Genomic DNA, 15,618 nt, shown 5'->3' with positions numbered 1-15,618 from the left:
TCGTGGGCGGTTGTCAGCGCTCGTGTTCTCCGCTCGTTCTTTCCGCTCGACTCAGTAGCCGCTGCCCGCCGGCGTCGCGGCCTTGCCCGAGAGGGTAGCGAGCAGGGCGTCGAGCAGCCCGGAGGCGCCGAAACGGAAGTGCTCCGGGGTCAGCCAGGCCGTGCCCATCAGGCGCTCGGCCAGCGCCAGGTAGGTCTGGGCCTCTTCGCTGGTGCGAATACCGCCGGCGGCCTTGAAGCCGACATCGCGGCCGCTGTCGCGGATGGCGGTGAGCAGGATCTCGGCGGCCTCGAGGGTGGCGTTGGTGGCGACCTTGCCGGTGGAAGTCTTGAGGAAGTCGGCGCCGGCATCGAGGGCAACCTCGGCAGCCTGACGGATCAGCTCGGGGCGCTTGAGCTCGCCGGTCTCGAGAATCACCTTGAGCCGCTGGTCGCCACAGGCCTCGCGGCAGGCGCTGACCAGCGCCCGGCCGGAGGCAGTGTCGCCATTGATCAGCGCCTTATAGGGGAACACCACATCGACCTCGTCGGCCCCGGCGACCACGGCCGCCCGGGTCTCGCGCGCGGCGCGCTCGGCGTTGACGCTGCCATCGGGGAAATTGGTCACCGTGGCGATACGTACCCGGTCGCGCAGCCCCAGTTCGCGCAGCTGGCGATCAGCGGCATCGATGAAGGCGGGATAGACGCACACCGCCGCCGGTGAGCCGAAGTCGGTCGCTGTGCGCCGGCACAGCGCCTCGATGCGCGCGGCATCGTCGTCGGCATTGAGCGAGGTCAGATCCATCATCGCCAGCGCCTGGCTGGCGGCCTGTTGGAGCGTCTTCATCCGGCTATCTCCTTGAAGCGCAGAGAGGAAAAGAGGGCGGCCCCGGGCGAGTGGGGCGGCGTCTGTCCCTGCCGCCCCGGTTCGTGTCGGGCCCGCGGGCTCAGGCAGTACCGGCCAGGGCCAGGAAGATCCCCGCCAGGGTCGCCGACATCAGGTTGGAGAGGGTGCCGGCGAGGACCGCCTTGAGCCCGTAGCGGGCGATCTCGTGGCGGCGATTGGGCGCCAGCGTGCCGAGGCCGCCGAGCAGGATCGCGATCGAGGAGAGGTTGGCGAAGCCGCACAGGGCGAACGACAGGATCGCCGCGGTGTGCGCCGACATCGCCTTGCCGGTCTCCGCCACCAGAGTGTCGCCGCTGATGTAGGGCGCCAGATTGATATAGGCGACGAACTCGTTGACCACCAGCTTCTGGCCGATGAAGGAACCGGCCAGGGTGGCCTCGTGCCACGGGATGCCGAGCACAAAGGCGAGCGGCGAGAAGAGCCAGCCGAGGATCATCGACAGGCTCAGCGAATCGACGCCGAACCAGCCGCCGACACCGCCGAGAATACCGTCGATCAGCGCGATCAGGCCGATGAATGCGAGCAGCATGGCGCCCACGTTGGCGGCCAGCATCAGCCCCGAGGAGGCCCCGGTGGCAGCGGCGTCGAGTACGTTGGCCGGCTTGTCCTCGGCGTCGAGGACTTCCTTGGCCTTGCCGGTGTGGTCGTCCGGAGTCTCGGTCTCGGGCATCAGGATCTTGGCGAACAGCAGCCCGCCGGGGGCGGCCATGAACGACGCCGCGATCAGGTACTCCATCGGGATGCCGAGCTCGGCATACCCGGCCAGCACCGAGCCGGCCACCGAGGCGAGCCCGCCGCACATCACCGCGAACAGCTCGGACTTGGTCATGTTGGCGAGGAACGGCCGCACCACCAGCGGCGCTTCGGTCTGGCCGACGAAGACGTTGGCGGTGGCCGAGAGTGACTCGGTGCGCGAGGTGCCGAGTACCTTCTGCAGCGCGCCACCGAGGATGCGCACCACCCACTGCATGATGCCCAGGTAGTAGAGCACGGCGGTCAGTGAGGAGAAGAAGATGATGATCGGCAGCACCTTGATGGCGAAGACGAAGCCGATGTTGCTGGGGTCGGCGAGATTGCCGAAGAGAAAGCCGATGCCGTCGTTGGCGTAGCCGATGACCTGACTGACCGCCCCGGAGATGGCGCCCAGCACGCTCTTGCCCACCGGCACGTAGAGCACGAAGGCGCCGATGCCGGCCTGAATGAGAAAGGCGCCGGCCACGGTGCGCAGGCGGATCGCCTTGCGGTCGCTCGAGAAGGCGAGCGCGATCAGCAGCAGAACGACGACGCCGACCAGACCCATGATGAGTGTCATGTTGTTGTCCTTGGTGTTGGTCTTGGAGAGGGGGGATTGCGGTTCTGTGTGCGCTTTTTAACATTTTTATGTTTGTCTAGTCACTTATTGTTTTTATTCTGACAACGCCATAGAGTGATCGGCGTCACCGCCCCCTTTCTGCGGGTCGCGCTCCGGCTGCGCGCCGAGCAGGGCAGCCTGCGTTAGGCACTGGCAGGGCGGGGATGAAACTGGCGCTGAGGCGCACCGGCAGTGACGCCGCGACAACAATCCTGGCGCGATAACAAGGGAAGCGCTGAATAAATCGCCGAACGAGATGAAGGACAGGGCGCTCGGAGCGCAGACTCGAAGCAACGCGTCACGCGAGGCATAACATGGGGTTAGGCGAGCCTTCGACCGGGCTGGCGCCCCAGCACCGCGCAACGCAGTCATTCGCACGTGCAGGCATTTATGCAGTGGTTCCCAATGACGCCACGACAACAATGAGGCATGGGAGAGGGCATGAACGGGAACGGCATGAGCAAGGCCAGCGTCCTGCTGGCGCTGTGGGGGCTGGCGGTCACGCCGGCATGGGCGGCCGGCGATGCGAGCGAGCAGGGCAGTGCGCCGGTGATCGAGCAGGAAACACCGGCCGAGGGGCCGCAGGCGGTGGATGAGACCGCGGATGGGCCCTATCTGTCCGACTGGTACCACCAGAACCTGACCGTCATCGGCAGCAAGAACATTCGCTTCGGCCCGCAGCAGATCGACGATATCTATCTCGAGTACGAATTCTTCGGCCGCAAGGGACCGCTGGATCTCTACGGCTATATCGACTTTCCCAAATTCTTCGGCATCGGCAATCGCCCCGACCGCGGCATCTTCGACAAGGGCTCGCCGGTCTTCATGGAGCTGGAGCCGCGACTGTCGATCGATGACATGACCGGGCAGGATCTCAGCTTCGGGCCGTTCAAGGAGTGGTTCGTCGCCTTCGACTACATCTTCGACTGGGGTCACAACAGCGACAATCGCCAGAACACGCTCTATGCAGGTCTGGGGACCGATATCGATACCGGCTCGCCGCTGGGGCTCTCGTTCAACTTCTACAAGCGTCGCCAGTGGGAGAACTACGGCGCCGCCAACGAGAACTCCTGGGACGGTTATCGCGCCCAGCTCAACTACTCCTATCCGCTGGGCACTTTCGACAACGGTGCTTCGCTGGTCTACGTCGGCTTCACCAACCACGACTTCGGCTCGGACCTGGGTGATGGCAACTCGGTACGTACCAACGAGTCGACGGTGGCCACCAACGTGCTGCTGTACCAGTTCACTCACCTGCGCTTCATGGCGGTGGCGCGCTACTTCCATAACGGCGGGCAGTGGAACGACGGCGTCACCGCGCCCTTCCCCAATGCCAGTGGTGAAAGCTTCGAGCTGCGCTCCACCGGCTGGGGGTATTATCTGGGGGTCGGCTGGCAGTTCTGATCGGTAGAGTCGTCGATCCGTCATGTCATCGGGGAGCCAGCAGGCTCCCCGATGTGTCTGGGCGGAGGCAGTACACGCCATCCGCCCAAATGGGCGCCTGGCGCGACGCTTTTGGCATGACACGGAGGTTGGCATGACACGGAGGTTGGCATGACACAACAATGGCGGCAGCGGCTTGGCTTCGAGCGGGGATCAGCGATGATGGCGATGGGGTGGCGGAGCACGAACCTATGAATGGACGTAGTGCGCAGCGTCTCGAGCGGCTGAGCGAGGCGCTCAAGCGCGCCGGTACCCTGCCGCTCGCCGAGGCGGCGGCGCTGTGCGGGGTCTCGGAGATGACCATCCGGCGTGATATCGCTGCCAGCAGCGGGACCATCGCCTCGTTCGGCGGTCATCTGGTGATGGCCGACAATCCGCAGTTCGCCGCCGCCTACCATCTCGATACCCAGAAGGATCACTTCGCGGCGGCCAAGCAGCGGCTGTGCCGGGAGGCCGCAGCACGTGTCGAGGAGGGCGATACGCTGTTCATCGACTGCGGCACCACGCTGGTGGCGCTGTGCGCAGAGCTGCCGCGTCAGTTGACCGTGACCGTGGTCACCTATGCGCTCAACGTAGCCAATGCCTTCTGCCAGCGCGATATGCCCAACATGCGCCTGGTGGTGCTGGGCGGGCTCTACTATCCGGCGTCGCAATCCTTCGGGGGGCAGGATGTCACCACGGCGATCCGGCGCCTGGGCATCAACAAGGCGTTCATCTCGGCGGCCGGCGTGCAGATCGACAAGGGGGCCAGCTGCTTCCACTTCCATGAGGTGGCGCCGAAGCAGGCGGCGATCGAGCATGCCGAACGCAGCATTCTGGTCGCCGACGAGAGCAAGCTCGAGGTGATGCGCCCGGCGTTCTTCGCCGAGTTGTCCGATTTCGATGCGGTGATCACCAGCGGCGCGCCGGGGCATGCCTGGCAGACGCGGGTCGCTGCGTCAGATGGGCCACCGGTGAGCGTGGTCTGAAGCGCCTGAACGCAGGGTGTGAACGCAGGGTATGAACGTTGTCCGCTGTGCGCATGCCACGCTTTTGCCTGCCCTCGAATTCCTTTCTCTTGTATGGCAAGGTTTTGAGATATTCCTGTTTTTCATAGGAAGATTTCGGCCGGCTGGGCACTTACCATCCGGGTAACCGTTTCCCTTTACTGTCTTCGGGCCGGTGTTCCGCGGGGTGCCGCCGGGATATCCGTCCGTTGTCTGCTGCAGGAGTTGCATCATGTCACTGCCCGTTCCCTCCGCCAGTGCACCTTTCTATCCCGCCGCCATTGCCGGCCATGACAGCGAGGCCGGCGCACGCTATACGGTGCGCTCGCCGGCCACCGGCGAGCCCATCGCCGAAGTCGCCGACTGTGGTGCCGAGGTCGCGCAGGTGGCAGCGGACAGTGCCCAGCGCGGCTTCGAGCAGTGGCGCCAGACCACACCATTCGAGCGTGCGGCGCTGTTGAAGGCGTGGCACGGCGCCATGCTCGAAGCCAAGGAGACGCTGGCGTTGACCATGGCCCGGGAGATGGGCAAGCCGATTCGCGAAGCCCGCGGCGAGGTCGACTATGCGGCTGGCTTCATCGAGTGGTTCGCCGAGCAGGCCAAGCGTATCGATGGCGATATCCTGCCCAGCCCGCATCCGGAGAAGCGTCTGACGGTGCTGCGCCAGCCGGTGGGGCCGGTGTTCGCGATCACGCCGTGGAACTTCCCGGCGGCGATGATCACGCGCAAGGTGGCGCCAGGGTTGGCGGCCGGCTGCTCGGTGATCGTCAAGCCCGCCGAGCAGACCCCGATCACGGCGCTGATGCTGGCTGAGCTGTGGCGTCAGGTGGGTGGCCCGGCCGAGGTGTTCCAGGTGATCACTGCCGAGCGTCCGGCCGCGATCAGCGAGGTGTTGATGGCCGATGCGCGCATTCGCAAGCTCACCTTCACCGGCAGCACCCCGGTGGGCAAGCGGCTCTACGCCCAGTCCGCCGCCACCATGAAGCGCATGTCGCTGGAGCTGGGCGGACACGCGCCCTTTCTGGTCTTCGATGATGCCGATATCGACGCCGCGGTGACCGAGGTGATGGCAAGCAAGTTCCGCAACGGTGGCCAGACCTGTGTCTGCACCAACCGTATCTATGTCCAGCGCGGTATCTTCGACGCCTTTGCCGAGCGTCTGGCCGCAGCGGCCGCGGTGCTGGCGATCGGCGATCCCGAAGACGAGGCGACCCAGGTCGGGCCGCTGGTCAGCCAGGCGGGGCGTGACAAGGCCCAGGCGCACATCGACGATGCTCTGGCCAAGGGCGCGCAGCGGCTGACGCCTGCCTTGAGCGTCGACGGACTCTATGTCGCGCCGACGGTCCTGACTGGGGTGACGCCGGAGATGCGCATCATGCAGGAGGAGACCTTCGGCCCGGTGGCGCCGCTGATCGTCTTCGACGACGAGGCGGAGGCGATCGCCGCTGCCAACGACACCCCGTTCGGCCTTGCGGCCTATCTGTGGACGCGCAGCCTGGGCCGCGCGGCGCGTGTCTCCGAGGCGCTCGACTACGGCATCGTCGGTGTCAACGACGGCGCCCCTTCGGTGCCGAATGCGCCCTTCGGCGGGGTCAAGGACAGCGGCCTCGGGCGCGAGGGTGGTCACTACGGCATCGACGAGTACCTCGACTGCAAGTTCGTCTCCACTCGCCTGGATCGTTGATGCACGAAGCGCCCCAGGCGCCGCCGGCCGCCGAGCTGGATCTGGCCACGGCGCTGCGCGAGACCAAGTTGTGCCACGCCTGCGTGGTGGCCGGGGAGCGTTCGCTCTCGCGGCCGCTGCGCTGGGTCCATATGGTCGACCACCCCGATATCATCAACTGGGTCCAGCCGGGCCAGTTGCTGCTGACCACCGGCTACCACTGGCCGGATGAACCGGCGGCGGAGCGCGCGCTTGTCGAGGCGCTGGCGGAGAAGGGGCTGGCCGGCGTGGCGCTGGCCGTGCCGCGTTTTCTGTCGGCCTTTCCGGCGACCAGTCGCGAGGTCGCCGAGTCGCTCGACTTTCCGCTGCTGGAGATCCCCTGGGACGTGCCCTTCAGCCAGATCACCGAGGAGGTGCACGCCTGGCTGATCGCTCGTCAGGGGCAGTTGATCGCTCGCGCCGAGCGCATTCATCGCGATCTCACCCGCTCGGCGCTGACCGCCGGCAGCCTGGGGGATATCGCCGCTGCCCTGAGCGAGCTGCTCGGGCGGGCCGTGCTATTCACGGGTCTCGATGGCGAGTGGCTGGGTGGCAGCCGGGAGCGTCACGCTCGGCCCCTGCCGACGCCGGCGGCGCAGCAGGCGGCGGAGGCGGTGGCGGGTAGCCAGGCGTGCTCGCTGGACGATCCGGCAGGCGACGGCCAGCGCTGGTTGGCCTGCCCGGTGCACATCCAGGAGGTGCGGGCGGCGCTTCTGTGGATCGATGAATCCGGCGCCCGGGTGAGCGAACTGGAGCGCCGGGCGGCGGAGCAGGCGGCGCTGATCTCGGCGCTGCACCTGTCGCACCAGCGTGCGCTCCAGGCCCAGGAGTCGCGGCTCGGTTACGCCTTCGTCGACTCGCTGCTGGAGGGGCGTTTCGAGGCCACGCCGGCGGCGCTGGAGCGCGCCACGCTGCAGGGCTGGGAGCCCCAGGCGGCGTATCAGGTCTGCGCCATCCTGCTCAACGAGCCGGTGCCGCTCAGTCGCGAGGGGCTTTTACGGCGCGAGCGCTGGGAGCGCCGCCTGAGCCGCTACCTTCAAGGGATCGAGCAGCCGCCGCTGATCTCGGTCTCGCTCAACCAACTATTGTTTCTGCTGCGTAGCGACGTGTCCCCCACGGCACTGTGGCGGCGGCTGGGCGATGGTGAGTCGGCCATGGCGGTCAGCCGGCAGGTGCGTGGCGCCGTGGAGACCGCCAAGGGCGCCGACGACGTGGCGCGGCTGGCTGCCGCGCTGCGGCCGGGGGAGCTGCGCGACTTCGAATCGATGCTGTTCAACCGGGTGCTGGAGGGCGACGACGACGCCCGTCGGCTGTTTCTGACGCGCATCATCGAGGCGCTCGATCCGGCCGAACGGGGCACCAGCCTGCGTCTCACCCTCGCGGCGTTGACCGACCACGGTTTTCATCTGGCGCAGACGGCGCGTGCGCTGGAGATTCATATCAGCACCCTGCGCTATCGCCTGGAGCGCCTGCGCGAGGCGCTGGGCATGGATCTGGACGATACCGACGTGCGCCTGCAGCTGCAGGTGGCGATGCGCCTATGGGCACTGAAGGACGACTGAGTGCTCGCCATCCCTGGCGAGCCCCATGACGGCTACCGACAAGAGGCGGACCGATGCAATTGACCGATTTCGATACCCTGACCTTCGATGTCTACGGCACCCTGATCGACTGGGAGAGTGGCATGGTGGCGGGGCTGCAGCCGCTGCTCAAGCGCACTGAGCTGAGCCTGAGCCGCGACCAGGTGCTCGAGGCGCATGCGCGTCACGAGTCGAGCCAGCAGCGCTATACCCCGCACCTGCAGTATCGCTGGCTGCTGGCGGTGGTCTACAAGCGGCTGGCCGAGGAGTGGGGAGTGACGGTGACCCACGACGAGTGCCTGGCCTACGGCGACTTCGTCAAGCAGTGGCCGGCGTTCGCCGATAGCGCGGCGGCACTCGGCTATCTCAAGCAGCACTACAAGCTGGTGGTGCTCTCCAACGTCGACAACGAGAGCTTCGCCTATAGCCAGCGCAAGCTGGAGGTCGAGTTCGATGCGGTCTATACCGCCGAGGACATCGGCTCCTACAAGCCCTCGCCGCGCAATTTCGACTATCTGCTGGAGAAGCTCGGCGAGCGCGGCATCGACAAGACACGCATCCTGCATACCGCGGAGAGCCTGTTCCACGATCATCAGCCGGCCAACCAGCATGGGCTGGCCAACTGCTGGATCTATCGCCGCCACGATCAGCAGGGTTTCGGCGCGACCATGGACCCGGGCGGGATGCCGCGGATCGACTTCCGCTTCGACAGCATGGCGGCCCTGGCGGACGCGCACCGCAAACTAGTCACCGTCTGAAAAGTACTGCGCTAGCCCACGCGGCGTTAAAAATCGACTCACTGAACAACGTTCAGAACGTCCGTAGGACGGCCCGAAGGGCGAGCGGAGCGAGTCACATGCTCATTTACAACGCGTAAACTGGAGCGCCAGCCCGGTCCGTCTTCGTCGATTTTTGCCTTAGCTGCGCGCCCCGGCTTTGCCTTCGCTCGTCGACTTTTCAGACAGCGCCTAGTGGGCTGAGTCGTTCGAGCGCCACACCTGATCTTCGTCGATACCGAGGTCGCTGAATTCGGCTTGGCGCAGCGGGGCTTCGTCGCGCAGGAAGAACTCGTCGAGCTGGGGCGGTGCGACCTCCGTGGACGAGAGCATGGCGTGGACCTGACCACGATGGTGGGTCTGGTGCACGAAAAGATGCGCCAGCACGCGATGGGTGGGCTCGTGCTGCTGGTGGGTGCTGCGTGGCAGGACGGTCTCGCGCGTCAGCCACGCGGGCGTGGCGCTCTCGCACAGGGCGACCAGACGCCGGTCGAGCCTCTCCTGGGCCGGTTGCAGGGTGTCGATCGCGGTGTGGGGTAGCTCGTCGTCGAAGGCGCCTAGCCCCAGCGTGCCGCCTTCCAGGGCATCGATGTAGTAGGCGTCGACGATCAGGATATGGTTGAGCGTGGCATGGATCGAGGGGAAGAAACCGCTGCGCTCGGCGTACAGCGCCTCCTGCGACAGACCGGCACAGGCAGTGAGGAGGCGGTGATTGGACCAAAGGTTGCAGTAGGCTTGGTGACGAAAGTGTTCGATCATGGCGGAAAACCTTTACGCTTGTCGCTGCGGTAGCGCTGGAGTCGATATGGAAATGCTACACGGTCTGATCGTGATCACCTTCGTCCATCTGCTGGCGGCGGCTTCGCCGGGGCCGGATTTCGTGCTCGTCACCCAGCAGACGTTGAGCCATGGCAGGCGGGTAGGGCTGCTGTGCAGCCTGGGTATCGCGCTCGGCCTCTCCATTCATATCGTCTATTCCGCCTTCGGGCTGGCCGCGGTGATCGCCAATTCGGCCCAGGCGCTGTGGGCGATCAAGCTCCTCGGCGGCGCCTATCTGCTCTATCTGGGCATCAAGGGGCTGCGCTCGCGCCCGGCGCTGAGCGAGGCCGGCGTGGCTGCCGGCTCGGTATCCGCCCTCCCACGTTCGGCCTGGCGCACCGTCGGTGCCGGTTTCCTGTGCAATGCGCTCAATCCCAAGGCGCCGATCTACTTCGTCGCGCTGTTCACCATTGTGCTCTCGCCGGCGATGCCGCTGTACCAGATCGCCATCTACGGCGTCTGGATCATGCTGCTGCAGCTGGGCTGGTTCTCGGCAGTGGCGCTGCTGCTGTCGACCCCGCGCATCCAGCGCGCCTTCCAGCGGGGCAGCCACTGGATCGACCGTGTGCTCGGCGCGGCGATGATCGCGCTGGGCATCAAGGTGCTGATGACGCGGGTATCGAGCTGAACCTGACTGGGCTGGCGCCGGGCGCTGCCGTTCCCGCTTGATCCGTGTCTGAGGCTTTTCACCGAGCTCCGTGCGGCATGCGCTTCCCAGTGTCGGTGCTTTTCGGCATCCTGTGGGCACTCATTTCGAAACGGCGAGGAGCAAGCGTGAAAACCTGGCTACGTGATCTACCCAAGGTCGAGCTGCATCTACATATCGAGGGATCGCTGGAGCCGGAGTTGATGTTCTCGCTGGCGGCGCGCAACGGGGTGAGCCTGCCCTACGCCACGGTGGACGAAGTCCGCGAGGCGTACGACTTCAGCGATCTGCAGTCGTTTCTCGATCTCTATTATCAGGGCATGCGGGTTCTGTGCACCGAACAGGACTTCTATGACCTGGCGATGGCCTACCTCGAACAAGCCCACGCGGAAGGCGTAGTACACGTCGAGCTCTCCTTCGATCCACAGGCGCACCTGAACCGCGGCGTCGAGCTGGCGGTGCCGTTCGAGGGGCTCAATCGCGCCCGGCGTCAGGCGGAGCGCGAGTGGGGCATGACCAGTGCGCTGATCATGAGCTTCCTGCGTGATCGCGATGCTGCCGAGGCGATGGCGGTACTGGAGAAGGCAGCTCCCTATTACGAGACGATCGATGCGGTGGGATTGGACAGCGCTGAGGTGGGCAATCCGCCGACCAAGTTCAGCGCGGTGTTCGAGCGCGCCAAGGCGCTGGGCATCCCGCGGGTGGCGCATGCCGGTGAAGAGGGGCCGGCGGCCTATATCCGCGAAGCGCTGGACGAACTCGATGTCTGCCGCATCGACCACGGCGTGGCCTGTCTGCAGGACGCGGCACTGGTCGAGCGTCTGCGCCAGATGCAGATGCCGTTGACCGTCTGCCCGCTCTCCAATGTGCGGCTCAAGGTAGTGGCGGAGATGACCGACCATCCGCTGCCGCAGATGCTCGAACAGGGCCTGAAGGTGACGCTCAACTCCGACGACCCGGCCTATTTCGGTGGCGGCGTGCTGGAGAACTATCTCGCCTGCGCACAGGCTTTCGCCTGGGACCGCGAGACCTTCAAGCAACTGGCGGGCAACGCCATCGATGTCGCCTTCATGCCAGACGCACGGCGGGCGGCACTGCTGACTCGGCTCGACGCCTGCTGAGGGCGTGATGGCCTTATAAGGCTGGCAAGGCTGACAAGGGCGCGGCATCGAATCATCGATACCGCGCCCTTGGCGTTATGGCGCTGGACTCGATCCGGTAGACTCAGAGCGCATCCAGCGCCTGCGCGAAGCGGGTCACCGCGCCCTCGATATCTTCCAGCTTGTCCAGCCCGAAAAGGCCGATACGGAAGGTCTGGAAGTCATCGCCCTCGTCGCACATCAGCGGCACGCCGGCGGCGATCTGCACGCCTTGGGCGGCGAAGCGCTGGACCAGATCGCGCTCCTGGGTATAGCTGACCACCACGCCTGGCGCTTCGAACCCCGCCGCGGCGACGCTGGGGTAGCCGCGTTCGGCCAGCAGCGAGCGAATACGCTGACCCAGCTCCCACTGCGCCTTCTCGAGCTTGTCGAAGCCGTCCTGCTCCATCTCCTGGATGGTGTGATAGAGCCGTGTCAGGCCGTCGGTCGGCAGCGTGGCGTGATAGGCGTGCCCGCCATTCTCGTAGGCTTCCATGATCCCTAGCCAGCGCTTGAGATCCGCTGCAAAGCTGCTGCTGCTGGTGTGCTCGATATGCGCCCGCGCGCGTTCGCTGAGCATCACCATGGCGCAGCAGGGCGAGGCGCTCCAGCCCTTCTGCGGGGCGCTGATCAGCACGTCCACGCCGGTCGCCTGCATGTCGACCCAAGCGGTGCCCGAGGCGATGCAGTCGAGCACCAGCAGGCCGTCGACGGCATGCACCGCTTCGGCCAGCTGGCGCAGATAGTCATCCGGCAGCAGCACCCCAGCGGAGGTCTCGACGTGCGGGGCGAAGACCACCGCCGGGCGTTCCGCCTGGATGGCGGCGACCACTTCGTCGATCGGTGCCGGGGCGAACGGCGAGTGGGCGTCGCTGCCCTGACGCCGGGCCTTGAGCACCTGGGTGGCGGCGGCGATGCGGCCCTGGTCGAGAATCTGGGTCCAGCGGTAGCTGAACCAGCCGTTGCGCACGATCAAGCAGCGGGCATCGGTGGCGAACTGACGGGCCACGGCCTCCATGCCGAACGTCCCGCTGCCGGGCACGATGATGCTGCTATGGGCATGGTAGGTCCGCTTCAGCAGGCGCGAGAGTTCGCGCATGACCTGCTGAAAGTTCTGCGACATGTGGTTGAGCGAGCGATCGGTATAGACGACCGAGTATTCCAGCAGGCCGTCGGGGTCGACGTCTGGGCGAAGTGCCGGCATGGGCGGGCTCCTTGAGGTGGAATGAAGGGAAATCAGCGCGGGGCGGACGGCGCGACAGCGGACAGCGTGCGCAGATAAGGCACCAGACGCGCCAGCGCCTCCTCGGCCAGTGTGGGGGCGATGGCGAAGCAGATGCGCAGGTAATCCTCTCCTTCGGGGCCGAAGGCGCTGCCGGGGGCTACGCCGACCTTGGTCTCTCGCAGCAGCTGCACCGCGCGCTCGAGGCTGGTGCCTGGCAGCCCGTGCACCTTGAAGAAGAGATAGAAGGTGCCCTGGGGCGTGAACACGGTGACGTTGTCCAGGGCCTCCAGCCCTTGCACCAGGATATCCCGCGATACCTGGCAGCGGGCGATCTGATGGGCGATGAACTCATCGCCGGTCTCGAGCGCCACCTGGCAGGCGCGCTGCACGAAGGGGGCTACCCCGGTGGTGTTGTACTGACATAGCCTGGCGAAGAGGGTCTCCATGCCCAGGGGGCAGACGACCCAGCCGGCACGCCAGCCGGTCATGCACCAGTTCTTCGAGAAGGTGTTGGTCACCAGCAGGCGGTCGGTCGCCTCACATAGTTGCAGAAAAGAGGGGGCCGGCCCCTGGCCGTCGTAGACGAAGTGGTTGTAGACCTCGTCGGCGATGATCCAGAGCCCGCGCTCGCGGCAGAAGTCGCGCAGCCGGCGCATATCTGCCAGCGGCATGCGCCAGCCGGTGGGGTTGGAGGGCGAGTTGATGAAAATCGCCCGGGTGCGCTCGGTCACTGCGGCGAAGAGGGCGTCGAGGTCGAGCGTGATGGCGCCATCGTCATGGAAGTCGAAGGCGACCGCGACATTGACGCCACCACAGATCGCGACCACCTGCTTGGCGTTGGGCCAGGCAGGCGAGGGCATGATCACCTCATCACCTTCGTCGAGTATGGCCTGCATGGCCATGACCACCGCGTTCATACCGCCGATCGAGACGCAGAAGCGTTCGGGGGCCACCTCCACATCCCAGTGGCGCCGGTGATAGTCCGCCAGCGCCTGGCGCAGGTCTGGCGTGCCCTGGGAGTAGCCATAGCGGGTATCGCCCGCCTCGAGCGCTGCGATGGCGGCATCGCGGATGGGAGCCGGCGTGGGCAGATCCCCCTCGCCGATCCAGAGGCGGACCACGCTGTCGTCATGCCGCGCCAGGTCCGCCACGGTCACGATCTGATTGTCGGGCATCTCGCGTACCCGGGAAGAGCTGAACGGCTGCAGGGCAGCGGGAATCACGTCGGGCATGGGGGTGGTCGCCTTGTGGGGTCTGCTGGCTCGATCATATCGAGGAAGTCGCGAGCTGGCTAACCAATCGCCGCCGGCGTTCGCCCGCTAATGATTCATAACAAATTGGTTTTCCTAATTTTTACAAATGCTAGGCTAAGATTGAGGAAAACATGGCAAATGATTAATAAATTAGTCTTGATTGCGTGCACGAAAGGGTTACATTTCGCCAAAATAGCGTAAACCTCGTGTTGCGCGCTCGCATCTGGTTACAATTGGGGGAAGTTCAATGGCCGCTCTGCTCACCGTGGTCCGGGTTGATGGCGATGTCTTTGTGCTGGATCCGCGCAAGCTGCTGATCCCGGGCATGGCGATTCCCGAGGGCGCGACCTTGGTGGCGCCGGATGGCGGCCGACTGATTCTGGCGGACGGTACTGTCTTGCCGCTCAATGCTGGGCAGCCGCTGGTGCTCGAGGTCGTCGACGACGTTCCCACACTGCTGGTGGCCGATTCTGGCAGCGCCGACAGCGACGTCGCCGCGCTGCAGGCGGCCATTGCAGCGGGCGTCGACCCCACAACGGTTCAACAGGCGCCGGCCGCGGGTAATGCTGGCGGTGGCGGCGGCAGCCTCTCGGGTGAGGGCGGTTTTTCCACACCGTTCGACATCGCCCGAGTGGGTCGCGAAGAGAGCAGCAGCTACCGCTATGACGCCACCTTTGCGGCGCTAGGGTCACCGACCGTCACCCCGGCGAGCTTCTCGCCTCCTGCCGCCGACGCCACCGGCGGGACTGATGCTGCGGCAACCAATCAGAATCCGGTAGCGAGCGCCGGTACCCAAACCACTGGCGAGAACGCGACGTTGAATGGCCAGGTGCCGGCGGCCACCGATGTCGATGGCACTATCGCCAGTTACCAGCTCGCGACCGGCGTGGGCCAGGGCAACGGCAGCCTCAGCTTCAATAGCGATGGCTCTTACACCTTCGATCCGGGTGCCGAATTCGACGGCCTGGCCGCCGGCCAGAGTCGTGACGTCACTTTCACCTACACCGCCACCGATAACAACGGTGGGGTCAGCGCCCCGCAGACGGTGACCATTACCGTCACCGGCACCAATGACGTGCCGGTGGCCGAGGCCAATACCGAAACGACGGGTGAGAACGCCACGCTGAACGCCCAGGTGCCGGCGGCCACCGACGTTGACGGTACGGTCGAGAGCTACCAACTGGTTAATAGTGTTGGTGACAATAATGGCTCGCTGAGCTTCAACAGCGATGGCAGCTATACCTTTAACCCGGGCACCGACTTCGACGGTCTGGCCGCGGGTGAGAGCCGCAATGTCACCTTCACCTACACCGCCACCGATAACGACGGTGGTGTCAGCGCCCCGCAGACGGTGACCATTACCGTCACCGGCACCAACGATCTGCCGGTGATCAAGGCCGATACCCAGACCACGGGTGAGAACACCACGCTGAACGCCCAGGTGCCAGCGGCCACCGATGTCGATGGCACGGTGGAGAGCTATCAGCTCGCATCTGGCGTGGGTCAGGGCAATGGCGCGCTGAGTTTCAACAGCGATGGCAGCTACACCTTCACGCCGGGGACTGACTTCGACAGCCTGGCCGCTGGCCAGAGTCGTGACGTCAGCTTCAGCTACACCGCCACCGATAACGACGGCGGTGTCAGTGCCCCGCAGACGGTCACTATCACGGTTACCGGCACCAACGATCTGCCGGTGATCAAGGCCGATACCCAGACCACGGGTGAGAACGCCACGCTGAACGCCCAAGTGCCAGCGGCGACCGATGTCGATGGCACGGTGGAGGGCTATCAGCTCTCATCTGGCGTGGGTCAG

At 65.6% G+C, this 15,618-nt stretch carries 13 protein-coding genes; 8 read left to right on the top strand and 5 right to left on the bottom strand.

The window, feature by feature from the left end; translation table 11 throughout:
* Window positions 1-51: 51 nt before the first annotated feature.
* Together deoC and DOM67_RS04940 are read right to left on the bottom strand one after the other, a co-directional pair.
* Window positions 52-825 (bottom strand): deoxyribose-phosphate aldolase, encoded by a 774-nt coding sequence (gene deoC / locus DOM67_RS04945; protein ID WP_110674550.1) that lies wholly within the window; start codon window positions 823-825, stop codon window positions 52-54.
* A 100-nt stretch (window positions 826-925) separates the two neighbouring features.
* Entirely contained in the window at window positions 926-2,197 is a 1,272-nt protein-coding gene (locus DOM67_RS04940) for a NupC/NupG family nucleoside CNT transporter (RefSeq protein ID WP_110674549.1), read from the bottom strand.
* 480 nt (window positions 2,198-2,677) lie between these two features.
* Here DOM67_RS04940 and DOM67_RS04935 point away from each other — a divergent pair, with 480 nt between their 5' ends.
* The 5 genes from DOM67_RS04935 to DOM67_RS04915 all read left to right on the top strand — a co-directional run bounded on the left by DOM67_RS04935 (window position 2,678) and on the right by DOM67_RS04915 (window position 8,705).
* Entirely contained in the window at window positions 2,678-3,640 is a 963-nt protein-coding gene (locus DOM67_RS04935) for a nucleoside-specific channel-forming protein Tsx (RefSeq protein WP_232825140.1), read from the top strand.
* A gap of 230 nt (window positions 3,641-3,870) precedes the next feature.
* A complete protein-coding gene (locus DOM67_RS04930) occupies window positions 3,871-4,647 on the top strand; it encodes a DeoR/GlpR family DNA-binding transcription regulator (protein ID WP_110674548.1) in 777 nt (258 codons plus the stop codon).
* A gap of 250 nt (window positions 4,648-4,897) precedes the next feature.
* Complete coding sequence (locus tag DOM67_RS04925; RefSeq protein WP_110674547.1) at window positions 4,898-6,349, top strand: NAD-dependent succinate-semialdehyde dehydrogenase; 1,452 nt, start codon at window positions 4,898-4,900, stop codon at window positions 6,347-6,349.
* The gene (locus DOM67_RS04920) at window positions 6,349-7,929 is read left to right on the top strand and encodes a PucR family transcriptional regulator (RefSeq protein ID WP_110674546.1); all 1,581 of its coding nucleotides are present in this window, start codon (window positions 6,349-6,351) and stop codon (window positions 7,927-7,929) included. Before DOM67_RS04925 ends, DOM67_RS04920 begins: the two co-directional genes overlap by 1 nt.
* Before the next feature lie 53 nt (window positions 7,930-7,982).
* Complete coding sequence (locus DOM67_RS04915; RefSeq protein ID WP_110674545.1) at window positions 7,983-8,705, top strand: haloacid dehalogenase type II; 723 nt, start codon at window positions 7,983-7,985, stop codon at window positions 8,703-8,705.
* A gap of 210 nt (window positions 8,706-8,915) precedes the next feature.
* Here the strand turns inward: DOM67_RS04915 and DOM67_RS04910 are convergent, their stop codons facing one another.
* Window positions 8,916-9,482 (bottom strand): DinB family protein, encoded by a 567-nt coding sequence (locus DOM67_RS04910; protein ID WP_110674544.1) that lies wholly within the window; start codon window positions 9,480-9,482, stop codon window positions 8,916-8,918.
* A gap of 46 nt (window positions 9,483-9,528) precedes the next feature.
* Here DOM67_RS04910 and DOM67_RS04905 point away from each other — a divergent pair, with 46 nt between their 5' ends.
* Together DOM67_RS04905 and DOM67_RS04900 are read left to right on the top strand one after the other, a co-directional pair.
* On the top strand, window positions 9,529-10,170 hold the full coding sequence (locus tag DOM67_RS04905; RefSeq protein ID WP_110674543.1) for a LysE family transporter: 642 nt from the start codon (window positions 9,529-9,531) through the stop codon (window positions 10,168-10,170).
* 146 nt (window positions 10,171-10,316) lie between these two features.
* Window positions 10,317-11,309 carry an adenosine deaminase gene (locus DOM67_RS04900; RefSeq protein WP_110674542.1) on the top strand — a complete coding sequence of 331 codons (993 nt, stop codon included), beginning with the start codon at window positions 10,317-10,319 and terminating at the stop codon, window positions 11,307-11,309.
* 103 nt (window positions 11,310-11,412) lie between these two features.
* On the opposite strand, the gene DOM67_RS04895 is transcribed toward DOM67_RS04900, so the two are convergent.
* Both DOM67_RS04895 and DOM67_RS04890 read right to left on the bottom strand, forming a co-directional pair.
* Window positions 11,413-12,531: an aminotransferase class V-fold PLP-dependent enzyme gene (locus DOM67_RS04895; protein ID WP_110674541.1), complete on the bottom strand. Its 1,119-nt coding sequence runs from the start codon at window positions 12,529-12,531 to the stop codon at window positions 11,413-11,415.
* Between the two features lie 32 nt (window positions 12,532-12,563).
* A complete protein-coding gene (locus tag DOM67_RS04890) occupies window positions 12,564-13,784 on the bottom strand; it encodes a pyridoxal phosphate-dependent aminotransferase (RefSeq protein WP_110674540.1) in 1,221 nt (406 codons plus the stop codon).
* Between the two features lie 268 nt (window positions 13,785-14,052).
* Here DOM67_RS04890 and DOM67_RS04885 point away from each other — a divergent pair.
* The coding region (locus tag DOM67_RS04885; protein ID WP_198651732.1) for a retention module-containing protein at window positions 14,053-15,618 on the top strand (1,566 nt) is incomplete at its 3' end.

This window comes from Salinicola sp. RZ23, assembly GCF_003206675.1.
Lineage (GTDB): Bacteria > Pseudomonadota > Gammaproteobacteria > Pseudomonadales > Halomonadaceae > Salinicola > Salinicola endophyticus.
Note: the sequence above shows the minus strand (reverse complement) of the source record. Positions and strands in the feature narration are given on the sequence as shown.

Coding starts and splice junctions, on each gene's coding strand:
- deoC (WP_110674550.1), bottom strand. CDS start 825: ATGAAGACGCTCCAACAGGCCGCCAGCCAGGCGCTGGCGATGATGGAT.
- DOM67_RS04940 (WP_110674549.1), bottom strand. CDS start 2,197: ATGACACTCATCATGGGTCTGGTCGGCGTCGTCGTTCTGCTGCTGATC.
- DOM67_RS04935 (WP_232825140.1), top strand. CDS start 2,678: ATGAACGGGAACGGCATGAGCAAGGCCAGCGTCCTGCTGGCGCTGTGG.
- DOM67_RS04930 (WP_110674548.1), top strand. CDS start 3,871: ATGAATGGACGTAGTGCGCAGCGTCTCGAGCGGCTGAGCGAGGCGCTC.
- DOM67_RS04925 (WP_110674547.1), top strand. CDS start 4,898: ATGTCACTGCCCGTTCCCTCCGCCAGTGCACCTTTCTATCCCGCCGCC.
- DOM67_RS04920 (WP_110674546.1), top strand. CDS start 6,349: ATGCACGAAGCGCCCCAGGCGCCGCCGGCCGCCGAGCTGGATCTGGCC.
- DOM67_RS04915 (WP_110674545.1), top strand. CDS start 7,983: ATGCAATTGACCGATTTCGATACCCTGACCTTCGATGTCTACGGCACC.
- DOM67_RS04910 (WP_110674544.1), bottom strand. CDS start 9,482: ATGATCGAACACTTTCGTCACCAAGCCTACTGCAACCTTTGGTCCAAT.
- DOM67_RS04905 (WP_110674543.1), top strand. CDS start 9,529: ATGGAAATGCTACACGGTCTGATCGTGATCACCTTCGTCCATCTGCTG.
- DOM67_RS04895 (WP_110674541.1), bottom strand. CDS start 12,531: ATGCCGGCACTTCGCCCAGACGTCGACCCCGACGGCCTGCTGGAATAC.
- DOM67_RS04890 (WP_110674540.1), bottom strand. CDS start 13,784: ATGCCCGACGTGATTCCCGCTGCCCTGCAGCCGTTCAGCTCTTCCCGG.